This is a genomic window from Magnetospirillum molischianum DSM 120 (genome assembly GCF_000294655.1).
Taxonomy (GTDB): Bacteria; Pseudomonadota; Alphaproteobacteria; order Rhodospirillales; family Magnetospirillaceae; genus Phaeospirillum; species Phaeospirillum molischianum.
Window position 1 is genome coordinate 280,582 of record NZ_CAHP01000001.1, and the last position, 12,001, is coordinate 292,582.

The window sequence follows — 12,001 nt, forward strand, 5'->3', positions numbered from 1 at the left end:
CCGATCGAACCCTTTAGCTCGGATCGGTTTTCAGCAAGGCCCGCCCTTCTTCCAACACTTCGGCGTAGCGGTCAACCGCCGGACGCTGATTGTCGAGCGAAAGATCGGGAGCCATCGGCCCCTCGGTGCGCGGCCCAAACAGCGCGACCCGTGCCGCTTTCAGTGGATGATTCAAGGTGTCGGTGACGGCGGTCGGTTCATAGCCGCTGTGAACCATGCAATCGGCGCATTTTTCATACTTGCCGGTGCCGTAGGACTCCCAGTCGGTTTCTTCCATCAGTTCCTTGTAGGTGCGGGCATAACCTTCGCCCAGCAGATAGCACGGACGCTGCCAGCCGAACACGTTGCGGGTCGGATTGCCCCACGGCGTGCAGGCATAGGTTTCGTTGCCGGCAAGGAAGTTGAGGAACAGCGAGGATTGCGTGAACTTCCATCCGCGCCCCTTGCCCAACCGGAACAGGGTGCGGAACAAATCCTTGGTCGTCCGCCGCGTCAGGAAGTGCTGGCCGTCGGGGGCGCGTTCGTAGGCGTAGCCCGGCGACAGGGTGATTCCCTCGACCCCGATCGAATGGGCAAAGTCGAAGAACTCGGCCATCCGCGCCGGGTCGGCGTTGTTGAACAGGGTGCAATTGATATTGACGCGGAAGCCCCGCGCCCGTGCCGCCTTGATCGCCGCTACCGCCTGATCGAAAGTGCCGTCGCGCGATACCGCGTGGTCGTGGTCCTCACGGTTGCCGTCCAGGTGGACGGTCCAGGTGAAGGCCGGGTTCGGCTCGAACTGATCGAGCTTCTTTTCGAGCAGCAGGGCGTTGGTGCACAGATAGACGAACTTACCCCGCGCCAAGGCTCCGCGAACGATCCGGTCCATCTCGCGGTGGAGCAACGGCTCACCGCCAGCCATCACCACCACCGGGGCCGGACACTCGTCGATCGAGGCCAGAGCATCGGCCACGGACAGGCGGGCGTTCAGCACGTCGTCGGGATAATCGATCTTTCCGCAGCCGGCGCAGGTGAGGTTGCAGCGGAACAGAGGCTCCATCATCAGCACCAAGGGATAGCGCTTGGCGCCGGAAAGGTGCTGGCGCAGAACATAAGCGCCGATACGCAGGGTCTGTTTAAGGGGGACTGCCACGGATTTCGACTCGGGTTGTTGGCGGGGCCGCCGGGCGTTTCTGGCGGGTGGCGGATCATACAGGCCGGTCGTCGTCAAGTTCAACGACGGAACGTCGGTCCGCAACGCGCCGATGGCGCCGGGGCCGCAGGATGTGCTATGGGCTGCGGTCATGAGAATGAATATGAGGTTTCCCATGAAGCCGGGTTTTGTCGCCGCGATTCTGGCGCTCGTCATCCTGGTTGCGGGCCTGTCGGCTCCGGCACGGGCGGGAGAGGCCGAGGCGGTCATCGCCACCTTCAACGATCGCCTGCTCGATGTGATGAAGACCGGGCAAAAGCTGGGGTTCAATGGACGGGTCGAAAAGCTGCGCCCGGCAGTGGCAGCGGCTTACGATATGGCGGCGATGACACGGGCGACATTGGGGGCGGCGGCTGCCAAAATGGCGCCGGAAGAGGCGTTGCGGCTGTCCGATGCCTATACCCGCTTTTCCGTCGCGACCTATGCCGCTCAGTTCGACGATTGGAATGGCGAGCGGTTCGAGGTTGGAGAGGCGCGGGCATCGACTCAGGGGGCGGTGATCGTGCCGACCAAGATCGTCCCCAAGGATAGCGAGCCGGTCGCGATCGATTATCTGCTGCGTGAGGATCAGGGGCGTTGGCGGATTGTTGACGTTTATTATCAGGGAACGGTCAGTCAGGTGGCGGTTCGCCGTTCCGAGTTCTTATCGATTTATCGCGCCAAGGGATTGGACGGGCTGATCGAGACTCTTGACGCCCAGACCCGCGCTCAGGGTGGAAACTGACGCATGATTAGTATGTTGTTCTGGCTGCTGACCGCGTTGGTCGGCGCCGGATGCGTTTACCAAATCGCCGCCGCGATTCTGGTTCGGCGGTTTGCCGCTGCATCGCGGTTGGTTCCGGTCGAACGCCCTCCGGTCAGTCTGCTGAAGCCGCTCCATGGTGCTGAGGCCGGTTTGGATACGGCACTTGAGTCTACTCTGCGCCAAGATTATCCGGCGTTTCAGGTTCTGTTCGGCGTTGGCGATCCGTCCGATTCTGCACTTGATGTCGTGCGGGCGCTGCCTGCGCCGCCGCCTGGGGGCGAGGTTATGGTTGTGGTGCGGCCCGGTGGCCCCGCGCGCAACCGCAAGGTCGCCAATCTGCTGTCGATGTGGCCCGAGGCCCGTCACGATCTGATCGTTGTCGCCGATAGCGATGTCCGGGTTGATCGCGGCTATCTCGACGATCTGGTCGCACCATTTGCCGATCCCACGGTCGGAGTGGTCACCAGCCTTTACGTCGGTCGTTTCGGCGAGGGATTGTGGAGCCGTATCGGTGCGCTGGGGATCAATCACGGCTTCCTGCCCTCGGCTCTGGTTGCTCGGGCGCTGGGCCGTTGCGACGGTTGCTTCGGTGCCTCGATCGCGATCCGGCGGTCGGTGCTGGAACGGGGCGGCGGATTGGATGCCGTCGCCGATCTGCTGGCTGACGATTGGGCGCTGGGAGCGATGGCGCGGGCCCAGGGACTCAGAATTGCCCTGGCGGCTCGTCCGGTCGATATTGTCGTCACCGAGCCCGATCTGAGAACGCTGTTCGATCACGAAATTCGTTGGGCGCGGACCATCGCTTCGATTGACCGCGCCGGTTACTTTGCTTCGATCATTACCCAGCCGTTTGGGCTGGCCCTGCTTGCAGCCGGTGTCTCGTTGGTCGCGGGTAGTGTCGGCGTGGGGCTGGTGGTGCTGGGCGCGGCTTCGGCCTGCCGCCTGTGGGCGGTACGGGCCGAGGAAGCTGCTTTTGGTCTGCCGCGCGCCGATCTGACCGATCTGGCGTTGCGGGAAATTCTTTCTGTCGCCGTCTATGCTGTCGCATCGGCGGGGCGGACTGTGCTATGGCGTGGCCGCCGTTTTGTCGTCCGCCGTGACGGTACTCTAGAGCCTGTCGAGGGGTTAGCCTCATGAAGAAGTCGTTGTTTCTCAATCCACCCTCGCTCGAAGGGTTCGACGGCGGCGCCGGTGCCCGCTATCAGGCGAAGCGTGAAGTTCGCTCTTTCTGGTATCCGACCTGGCTTGGCCAGCTCGCGGCGCTGGTTCCCGATTCGAAGCTGGTCGATGCTCCGGCTCACGGCCAGACCCTGGCCGACATCTTGCCGTTAGCGAAGGATTTCGAACTGCTGGTGATCTATGCCAGTGCCGCCACCTTCGCTTCCGAGGTTAAGGTTGCCGAGGCGTTCAAGGCCGCCAACCCCAACCTGATGATCGGCATGGTCGGCGCGCATGTCGCCACTGTGCCCGAGCCGTCGTTGCTGGCTTCGCCCGCGATCGATTTCATTGCCCGCAACGAATTCGACTACACCATTGTCGAGATCGCCGAAGGCAAGCCGTTCGCCGAGATCGATGGCCTGACGTTCCGCGGCGTTGATGGGGCGGTGGTCAACACCAAGGATCGCGCCCTGATCACCGACATGGACGCGCTGCCGTTCGTCTCGCCGGTTTATCGTCGCGATCTGAAGATTGAAGATTATTTCATCGGCTATCTCAAGCATCCCTACATGTCGTTCTATACCGGGCGGGGATGTCGGTCGAAATGCACCTTCTGTCTGTGGCCGCAGACGATCGGCGGACGCTCTTACCGCGCCCGGACGCCTGCCAGCGTGATCGAGGAAGTGACCCAGGCTCGGGCAATGTTCCCCGAAGTGAAGGAATTCTTTTTCGACGACGACACCTTCACCGATGACCTGGAGCGGGTTGAGGAAATTGCCCGCGGTATCGGTAAGTTGGGGATTCCGTGGTCTTGTAACGCCAAGGCCAACATCCCGCGCAAGACCCTGGAAGTGCTGAAGGCCAACGGCCTGCGTGTGTTGCTGGTCGGATATGAATCCGGTGTTCAGGACATTCTCAACAATGTCCGTAAGGGGCTGCGCCTCGACATCATGCGGCAGTTCTCCAAGGATTGCCACGAGTTGGGGATCATCGTTCACGGCACCTTCATTATCGGCTTGCCGGGCGAAACCCGCGAGACGATCCAGCAGACCCTGGCTTTTGCCAAGGAAGTCAATCCGCGGACCCTCCAGGTGTCGATGGCGGCTCCCTATCCGGGGACAGAGCTGTTCCGTCAGGCGATTGACAACGGATGGTTCAAGCAGGACGAAGGGTTGTTGCGCCAGGATGGCTGGCAGATGGCGGCACTGCACTACCCGCATCTGTCGTCGGAGGAGATCTTCTCTGCCGTCGCCGATTTCTATAAGGCGTTTTATTTCCGCCCGTCGAAGATCGGTGAAATTGTCCTGGAGATGGTTCAGGACTGGGATATGATGAAGCGTCGCCTGCGCGAGGGTGTCGAATTCTTCCAGTTCCTGCGCACGCGTAAGCCTGGGGCCGATTGCTGATCCCGGATTCGTTCGCCCACCCCAAGAGAGCCGGGTCCGGAACTGCGTGTGCCGGTTTCTGGACTCAGTTTCTCTTGACGGGGGGAGAGCGGATAAATAGGATGCGGGCCTCCCGGGGGACCGGTGGCTGGCGACGGGCCATGACACCGTCGTCCGCCGATTAGCGAAACAACGATGTTAACGCCGGACGGGTCGGCGACCGATACCCGAAGAGGCCCGGTAGTCAGGCTGCCGGTGACCTTTCATCTTGGTTGCGCCATTCCTGCGAGGGGAAAGAGACCGTATGCCTACGATTAACCAGCTGATCCGCCAGCCGCGTACCCCGGAGAAGGATCGTAACAAGGTGCCGGCGCTTGAAGCCTGCCCGCAGAAGCGCGGCGTTTGCACCCGCGTTTACACCACGACCCCGAAGAAGCCGAACTCGGCGCTTCGTAAGGTTGCCCGCGTGCGTCTGACCAACGGCTTCGAAGTCACCAGCTACATTCCCGGCGAGGGCCATAACCTCCAGGAACACTCGGTGGTGATGATCCGCGGCGGCCGTGTGAAGGATTTGCCGGGCGTTCGCTACCATATCATCCGTGGTACCCTCGATACGCAGGGTGTTAAGGACCGCCGTCAGCGCCGGTCGAAGTATGGCGCGAAGCGTCCGAAGTAAGGAGTTCGTCACAGATGTCCCGTCGTCACGCCGCCGAAAAGCGCGAGATCACTCCCGACGCCAAGTTCGGCGATTTCGTCGTTGCCAAGTTCATGAATTGCCTCATGTTCGATGGCAAGAAGTCCGCCGCCGAAGCGATTGTTTATGGCGCCCTTGACAAGATCCAGGCCCGGAGCGGCCAGGACCCGTTGAAGGTGTTCCACGAGGCCCTGACCAACGTGAAGCCGGCTCTCGAAGTCCGGTCGCGTCGCGTTGGTGGTGCCACTTATCAGGTTCCGGTCGAAGTCCGCACCGATCGCCGTCAGGCGCTCGCGATCCGCTGGCTGATCGAGTATTCGCGCAAGCGTTCCGAAACCACGATGATCGACCGCCTGTCCGCCGAGCTGCTTGATGCCGCCAACAACCGTGGCGCCGCTGTCAAGAAGCGCGAGGACACCCACCGTATGGCAGAGGCCAACAAGGCCTTCTCGCATTATCGTTGGTAAACCGGAAACGCGAGAATAAAAATGGCCCGCACGACGCCCCTCGATCGGTACCGCAATATCGGCATCATGGCTCACATCGATGCCGGCAAGACCACCACGACCGAGCGTATCCTTTACTACACCGGAAAGTCCTACAAGCTCGGTGAGGTGCATGAAGGCACCGCCACCATGGACTGGATGGAGCAGGAGCAGGAACGCGGTATCACCATCACTTCCGCCGCGACGACCGCGTTCTGGCGTGATCATCGCGTCAACATCATCGACACCCCCGGTCACGTCGACTTCACCATTGAGGTCGAGCGTTCCTTGCGCGTGCTCGATGGTGCGGTGACGGTGTTCGACTCGGTCGCTGGCGTCGAGCCGCAGTCCGAGACGGTGTGGCGTCAGGCAGACAAGTACGAAGTTCCGCGGATTTGCTTCGTCAATAAGATGGATCGTATCGGCGCCAACTTCTACCGTTGCGTCGATATGATCATCGATCGCCTCGGTGCCCGTCCGCTGGTGCTCCATCTGCCGATCGGCGAAGAGAGCAACTATCTCGGTGTCGTCGATCTGCTGCGCAACTGCGCGGTGATCTGGAAAGACGAAAACCTGGGCGCCGAGTTCGAAGACGCCCCGATCCCGGCCGATCTGGCCGAGAAGGCCGCCGAATATCGCGCCCAGCTCATCGAGACCGCGGTCGAGATGGACGATGACGCGATGGAGCTGTATCTCAGCGGCGAGGAGCCCTCGATCGAGACTCTTCGTGCCTGTATCCGCAAGGGCACCATCGCTCGGACCTTCGTGCCCGTGCTGTGCGGTTCGGCCTTCAAGAACAAGGGCGTTCAGCCCCTGCTCGACGCGGTGGTCGATTACCTTCCGTCGCCGCTCGACATTCCCGCCATCAACGGCGTGAAGTTCGGCACCGAAGAGGAAATCTTCCGTCACGCCACCGATGACGAGCCGTTCTCTGGTCTTGCCTTCAAGATCATGAACGATCCCTTCGTCGGTTCGCTGACTTTCGTCCGCGTCTATTCGGGCGTTGTCGAGTCGGGTTCGTACATCCAGAACACCGTCAAGGAAAAGCGCGAGCGCGTCGGCCGTATGCTGCTGATGCACGCCAATTCGCGTGAAGAAATCAAGGAAGCCCGCGCTGGCGATATCGTCGCCTTCGCTGGTCTCAAGGACACCACGACCGGTGATACCCTGTGCGACCCGACCCCCAGCTCGCTGGTGATCCTGGAGCGCATGGACTTCCCCGAGCCGGTGATCGAGGTCGCGGTCGAACCGAAGTCGAAGGCTGACCAGGAAAAGATGGGCGTTGCCCTGGCGCGTCTTGCCGCCGAGGATCCGTCCTTCCGCGTTGCGTCGGACCCCGAAAGCGGTCAGACGGTGATCAAGGGGATGGGCGAGCTTCACCTCGAAATCCTCGTTGATCGCATGAAGCGCGAGTTCAAGGTCGAAGCCAACGTCGGCGCGCCGCAGGTGGCCTATCGTGAGACGATCTCGAAGTCTTACGAGTGCGACTACACCCACAAGAAGCAGACCGGTGGTTCGGGTCAGTTCGCCCGCGTCAAGATCCGCTTCGAGCCGGCCGAGAAGGGCGACGGTTTCGTCTTCACCAACAAGGTCGTTGGTGGTTCGGTGCCGAAGGAATACGTCCCCGGCGTCGAAAAGGGTATCCGCTCGGCGATGGACAATGGCGTGATTGCCGGCTTCCCGCTGATCGACTTCAAGGCGACCCTGATCGACGGTGCCTATCACGACGTCGACTCGTCGGTGCTGGCCTTCGAAATCGCTTCCCGCGCTGCCTTCCGCGAAGGTATCGCCAAAGCGGGTCCGAAGCTGCTTGAGCCGATGATGCGTGTCGAGGTCGTCACCCCCGAAGACTACATGGGCGACGTCATTGGCGATCTGAACAGCCGTCGCGGTCAGGTCAACGGCATGGATCAGCGCGGTAATGCCCGCGTCATCACCGCCATGGTGCCTCTCGCCAACATGTTCGGCTACGTCAATACCCTGCGCTCGATGTCGCAGGGCCGGGCGCAGTACTCGATGCACTTCGATCACTATTCCGAAGTGCCTCAGAATGTGTCGGACGAGATTCGCGCCAAGCTGGCTGGCTAAAAAACACGGTATTCGAGGACGGAGTAAGAGACGATGGCTAAGGCGAAATTCGAGCGCAACAAGCCGCACTGCAACATCGGCACCATCGGTCACGTTGACCATGGCAAGACCTCGTTGACTGCGGCGATCACCAAGGTTCTGGCCGAGACCGGCGGAGCGACCTTCACGGCCTACGACCAGATCGATAAGGCCCCCGAAGAGAAGGCTCGCGGCATCACCATTTCGACGGCGCACGTGGAATACGAGACGAGCAATCGTCACTATGCTCACGTTGACTGCCCCGGCCACGCCGACTATGTGAAGAACATGATCACCGGCGCGGCGCAGATGGACGGCGCGATCCTGGTCGTTTCGGCGGCTGACGGCCCGATGCCGCAGACCCGCGAGCACATCCTGCTGGCGCGTCAGGTCGGTGTTCCGGCCCTGGTCGTGTTCATGAACAAAGTCGACATGGTTGACGATCCCGAACTGCTCGACCTGGTTGAGCTTGAGGTTCGTGAGCTGCTGTCGTCCTACGATTTCCCTGGCGACGATATTCCGATCGTCAAGGGCTCGGCGCTGTGTGCTCTCGAAGACCGCAGCCCGGAAATCGGCAAGGAAGCGATTCTGAAGCTGATGGCCGAAGTTGACCGCTACATCCCGCAGCCGGAACGTCCGAAGGACAAGCCGTTCCTGATGCCGATCGAAGACGTGTTCTCGATCTCGGGCCGTGGCACCGTCGTGACCGGCCGTGTCGAGCGTGGCGTGGTGAAGGTTGGCGAGGAAGTCGAGATCGTCGGTATCAAGACGACCGTCAAGACCACCTGCACCGGCGTTGAAATGTTCCGCAAGCTGCTCGATCAGGGTGAGGCTGGCGACAACATCGGCGCTCTGCTGCGCGGCACCAAGCGTGAAGACGTCGAGCGTGGCCAGGTTCTGGCGGCTCCGGGTTCGATCACGCCGCACACGAAGTTCGAGGCCGAAGCCTACATCCTGACCAAGGAAGAAGGTGGACGTCACACCCCGTTCTTCACCAATTATCGTCCGCAGTTCTACTTCCGCACCACCGACGTCACCGGCGTCGTGTCGCTGCCGGAAGGCACCGAAATGGTGATGCCGGGCGACAACGTGAAGATGAGCGTTGTGCTGATCGCCCCGATCGCGATGGATCAGGGTCTGCGTTTCGCTATTCGCGAAGGCGGCCGTACCGTCGGTGCCGGTGTGGTTGCCAAGGTCCTCGAGTAGTCTCGACGGTCCTTAAGGTTTGTACGACGCGCCCGGAGCTTACTGCTCCGGGCGTTTTCGTTTGTGGGTGCGCGGGGGACGTGTCTGTGCCGTCGATCCAAAGGCGATAGCGTCTTCCATGCCCCAAGCCATCTTGCCTCGCGCCCGCAGGGTGTCTAATATTCAATCCCTAACGTTCGAGGGGATTGGCGATGGCCAAGGTGGTAAGCGGACTCGCGCAGGGAACGAAACTTGTGGCGAAGGGAACGCGCCTCGTTGCGTTGTTCGTGATGAAGCTGTCACGTCTTCTGGTGCGGCTGACCGGGCGCTTCGGTCTTGCCTTCGCCCATTCTTCTAACGAGACCAAGACCACCACGCTGATGGCTTTGCTCTGTGCCGTCGGTGGTATTGTTTTGTCGCCGTTGGTCGAAATCACCGTGGCGGGAAGCGCCGTTTCGAGCGCGATGATTTTGGCTCTAATCGGGCTGGTGATCGGGTCTTTGGCCGGGTACAGTGCCGTTAAGAAGGTCCGGGACGGGGGAAAAGCCGGATCGTAGGGGAAATCGCCTGGTTCCGGCTCGGAATTGGGCGGGAATCGGCAGGTCGACATTCCGGGGGGATCGGTCGCACAGTTGCCGGTTAGGAACTGCGGCGGCTATTCTCTTTGGGTCTTGAATCCATGGGTTTCGAGGAACGGAAATGACGGAGAACGGTGGGCGAGAGCTCCAGAGCGTCGAGCCGGTTGCAAATAATATACCGGCGGAGCGGGCATTAAGCCTCACGCAGAGCGACTCGCTCGATCTGAGCGGTTTGTCCGATGCGCAGGTTGCCCTGATCAAACGGCAGCATGCCGACGGAATGGTCTCGGTCCAGGTCAAGGCCGCCGAGATGAAACTGGATGTGTCGGCCCTGGATGCGGCATTGACCTCCTTTACCGACCAGACCGCCAAGGCGACCCAGGCCGGTGCCCATGCCACCATCCAGCATTCGCAGACCAGCGCCATCGGCAAGACCGAAGTGGTGATCGGCAATACGGAACGGGCCGCTGCGGGCCGGTTCGCCGGGTTTTCCGAAGTGGTGCAGAAATATATTCTGTGGATCGTTGGCGCTGTTGCTGTGCTGGTGATCCTCGGTAGCACGGTCATGGGCCGCTAGCCGATGTTCAAGCGCGACATCATTCTTCGGCAGCCGCAGGACGCGCCCCGAGAATTGGCGCGCTTTCGTTCTCTTCTCACCCATTCTGGTCTGCCGGATGTGACTGCCGCGCTGCTTGCCGAGCAGGTCGAAAGCACACTGTTGCAGTTCCAGTTCCAGATGTCCGTTCCCCACGTCAAGAAGATCGTCGCCGATCGGGTGCTTGAAGGGGATGGCTATCGGGTGACGATCGAGATTCGGCTTGGTAGTGAAAGTCTTTTGGCGAAAGTGTTGCGCCTGTTTCGGGGGGGGTAATGGGACTGGCTCGTCGCCACATCCAGGAAGCCCAGGAGTTCTCTCGCGAGGTCGGGGGCCTCGATGCCGAGGTGAAGGCTTACTTCTTCTCGTTGGATCGCGAGCAGCTCGATATCCTGTTGAAGGAATACGGTAAGAAATACAGTCCCCAGGCGGCCAGTTATGCCCGTCAGGCGATTCCGAAGTGGCGGGCCGGTTCGACGAAGATGTCGGGAACCGTGATGAAACGGTTGTTCGACCTGTTGCCGCCGTTGATGCCGCTTCATATGAAATTTGATCTGGCCGAGCGGATCTGGCTACATTTTGGTCCCGCATCTCGCCACGAATACATCATCGGTCCCAATGCCGATGTCGCGGAGTTAATCGCCCTGGTGTGCGAGAAACTCGACGAAGTGGTGATTCCCTATGAACTGGAAGAAGCGGTGCCGCACCGCTTTCACTGGTTGTCTTCGGGTGATGTTAAGATCAAGGAAAAGCTGCTGAATCACTCCCGCCAGGTTCAAAAGACGCTGGCGACGGAAAAGCTGTCGCTGGAAATTCCCGTCTTGCAGCGTCAGGTCCGCGATCACTCCGATATTACGCGTCTGGCCCGTATCGAACTGAAAATCCATAAGCACAGCGTCATCGTTTCGGTTGAGAAAGCGATGAATCGCAAGGTGATGGAAAAAACTCCCGAGGCGATTATCAGCCCCGACAGCCAACGCAACTGGCTGCGGTTGCTGATTGGAACCGTGCTGATCTCCTTTGTTTTGTCACGTCAGGTGGTGTGGTCCACCCTGTTCGAAGTGATCGCGCGGCTGAACGTCCTTTTGCCGTTCTGATCGGTGCCGCCTCTGTCCGTCCGTCCCGAGTGCTGTGGCACCGGGGGGGGCGGGAATTGTCGGATTCTCGCGGCTGGCTGGCTTGTCTGGCTGAGTCCGGCACGGCATAATCGCCGCCGGCTGAAAATTGGTTCGGGGGTTACTGTATGTCTGAGGCAACGGGGCGGGAATTGCAGAACGTCGAGCCGGTCGTGGCGAATGTCCCGGCCGAGCGGGCGATCAATCTCGCACAGAACGACGTGCTTGATCTGAGCGGCTTGAACGACACCCAAATCGCTGAGATCAAACGTCAGCACGCCGATGGGATGGTTTCGGTCCAAGTCAAAGCCGCCGAGATGAAACTGGACGTTACCGCGCTGGACGCGGCGCTGACCTCGTTCACCGACCAGACCGCCAAGGCGTCTCAGGCCGGTGCCCACGCCACCATCCAGCATTCGCAGACGACTTCGATCGGTAAGACCGAGGTGGTGATCGGCAATACCGACCGTGCCGCCGCCGGGAAGATCAATTCCGGCTCGAACACCCATCTTCGCACCCTTCTGGTGGTCGCGGTTGTCGCTATCGCTGTTGTGGTTTTGGTCGGGCTGTTCCGCGGCCATCCGTAACGTCTTGTCATGGCTGCGTTGGGTCGGACCGGCCTCGCCGCCGTTTGGAAAGTTTGGGCGTGCGTCCGTCTGCTCGCCCTCTGCCGCCGATTCCCGGCGGGTTGCGTTCGTTTTGAACGCCATCGCTGGGGATCGCGGCTTTCTCCGGCGCGATCTTCAATGATACACTGCGCCAC

At 60.9% G+C, this 12,001-nt stretch carries 13 protein-coding genes; 12 read left to right on the forward strand and 1 reads right to left on the reverse strand.

All coding sequences use genetic code 11. The annotated features are described in order from the left end of the window. Positions 1 to 13 precede the first annotated feature (13 nt). The gene (gene hpnH / locus PHAMO_RS01360) at positions 14 to 1,132 is read right to left on the reverse strand and encodes an adenosyl-hopene transferase HpnH (RefSeq protein ID WP_040566040.1); all 1,119 of its coding nucleotides are present in this window, start codon (positions 1,130 to 1,132) and stop codon (positions 14 to 16) included. Between the two features lie 175 nt (positions 1,133 to 1,307). On the opposite strand from hpnH, the gene PHAMO_RS01365 reads away from it, so the two are divergent. The 12 genes from PHAMO_RS01365 (at position 1,308) to PHAMO_RS01420 (ending at position 11,825) form a co-directional block, all read left to right on the forward strand. After that, positions 1,308 to 1,916, forward strand: a complete 609-nt coding sequence (locus tag PHAMO_RS01365) for an ABC transporter substrate-binding protein (protein WP_002725628.1) — start codon at positions 1,308 to 1,310, stop codon at positions 1,914 to 1,916. Positions 1,917 to 1,919: 3 nt separating this feature from the next. After that, a complete protein-coding gene (hpnI, locus tag PHAMO_RS01370; RefSeq protein WP_002725629.1) occupies positions 1,920 to 3,074 on the forward strand; it encodes a bacteriohopanetetrol glucosamine biosynthesis glycosyltransferase HpnI in 1,155 nt (384 codons plus the stop codon). Beyond that, positions 3,071 to 4,501 (forward strand): hopanoid biosynthesis associated radical SAM protein HpnJ, encoded by a 1,431-nt coding sequence (gene hpnJ, locus PHAMO_RS01375; RefSeq protein ID WP_002725630.1) that lies wholly within the window; start codon positions 3,071 to 3,073, stop codon positions 4,499 to 4,501. Before hpnI ends, hpnJ begins: the two co-directional genes overlap by 4 nt. Positions 4,502 to 4,784: 283 nt before the next feature. Beyond that, positions 4,785 to 5,156, forward strand: a complete 372-nt coding sequence (rpsL, locus tag PHAMO_RS01380; RefSeq protein WP_002725631.1) for a 30S ribosomal protein S12 — start codon at positions 4,785 to 4,787, stop codon at positions 5,154 to 5,156. A 14-nt stretch (positions 5,157 to 5,170) separates the two neighbouring features. Next, on the forward strand, positions 5,171 to 5,641 hold the full coding sequence (gene rpsG, locus PHAMO_RS01385; RefSeq protein ID WP_002725632.1) for a 30S ribosomal protein S7: 471 nt from the start codon (positions 5,171 to 5,173) through the stop codon (positions 5,639 to 5,641). Between the two features lie 21 nt (positions 5,642 to 5,662). Then, positions 5,663 to 7,747 (forward strand): elongation factor G, encoded by a 2,085-nt coding sequence (gene fusA / locus PHAMO_RS01390; RefSeq protein WP_002725633.1) that lies wholly within the window; start codon positions 5,663 to 5,665, stop codon positions 7,745 to 7,747. Between the two features lie 33 nt (positions 7,748 to 7,780). Further along, positions 7,781 to 8,971: an elongation factor Tu gene (gene tuf, locus PHAMO_RS01395; RefSeq protein WP_002725635.1), complete on the forward strand. Its 1,191-nt coding sequence runs from the start codon at positions 7,781 to 7,783 to the stop codon at positions 8,969 to 8,971. A 233-nt stretch (positions 8,972 to 9,204) separates the two neighbouring features. Then, positions 9,205 to 9,507 carry a hypothetical protein gene (locus PHAMO_RS01400; protein WP_155801446.1) on the forward strand — a complete coding sequence of 101 codons (303 nt, stop codon included), beginning with the start codon at positions 9,205 to 9,207 and terminating at the stop codon, positions 9,505 to 9,507. Between the two features lie 142 nt (positions 9,508 to 9,649). Continuing rightward, the gene (locus PHAMO_RS01405) at positions 9,650 to 10,105 is read left to right on the forward strand and encodes a hypothetical protein (RefSeq protein WP_002725641.1); all 456 of its coding nucleotides are present in this window, start codon (positions 9,650 to 9,652) and stop codon (positions 10,103 to 10,105) included. Between the two features lie 3 nt (positions 10,106 to 10,108). Beyond that, entirely contained in the window at positions 10,109 to 10,399 is a 291-nt protein-coding gene (locus PHAMO_RS01410; protein WP_002725643.1) for a hypothetical protein, read from the forward strand. Then, positions 10,399 to 11,220: a hypothetical protein gene (locus PHAMO_RS01415; protein ID WP_002725646.1), complete on the forward strand. Its 822-nt coding sequence runs from the start codon at positions 10,399 to 10,401 to the stop codon at positions 11,218 to 11,220. Before PHAMO_RS01410 ends, PHAMO_RS01415 begins: the two co-directional genes overlap by 1 nt. 146 nt (positions 11,221 to 11,366) lie before the next feature. After that, complete coding sequence (locus tag PHAMO_RS01420; protein ID WP_002725648.1) at positions 11,367 to 11,825, forward strand: hypothetical protein; 459 nt, start codon at positions 11,367 to 11,369, stop codon at positions 11,823 to 11,825. The last annotated feature ends 176 nt before the right edge of the window (positions 11,826 to 12,001 follow it).

Coding starts and splice junctions, on each gene's coding strand:
- PHAMO_RS01365 (WP_002725628.1), top strand. CDS start 1,308: ATGAAGCCGGGTTTTGTCGCCGCGATTCTGGCGCTCGTCATCCTGGTT.
- hpnI (WP_002725629.1), top strand. CDS start 1,920: ATGATTAGTATGTTGTTCTGGCTGCTGACCGCGTTGGTCGGCGCCGGA.
- hpnJ (WP_002725630.1), top strand. CDS start 3,071: ATGAAGAAGTCGTTGTTTCTCAATCCACCCTCGCTCGAAGGGTTCGAC.
- rpsL (WP_002725631.1), top strand. CDS start 4,785: ATGCCTACGATTAACCAGCTGATCCGCCAGCCGCGTACCCCGGAGAAG.
- rpsG (WP_002725632.1), top strand. CDS start 5,171: ATGTCCCGTCGTCACGCCGCCGAAAAGCGCGAGATCACTCCCGACGCC.
- fusA (WP_002725633.1), top strand. CDS start 5,663: ATGGCCCGCACGACGCCCCTCGATCGGTACCGCAATATCGGCATCATG.
- tuf (WP_002725635.1), top strand. CDS start 7,781: ATGGCTAAGGCGAAATTCGAGCGCAACAAGCCGCACTGCAACATCGGC.
- PHAMO_RS01405 (WP_002725641.1), top strand. CDS start 9,650: ATGACGGAGAACGGTGGGCGAGAGCTCCAGAGCGTCGAGCCGGTTGCA.
- PHAMO_RS01410 (WP_002725643.1), top strand. CDS start 10,109: ATGTTCAAGCGCGACATCATTCTTCGGCAGCCGCAGGACGCGCCCCGA.
- PHAMO_RS01415 (WP_002725646.1), top strand. CDS start 10,399: ATGGGACTGGCTCGTCGCCACATCCAGGAAGCCCAGGAGTTCTCTCGC.
- PHAMO_RS01420 (WP_002725648.1), top strand. CDS start 11,367: ATGTCTGAGGCAACGGGGCGGGAATTGCAGAACGTCGAGCCGGTCGTG.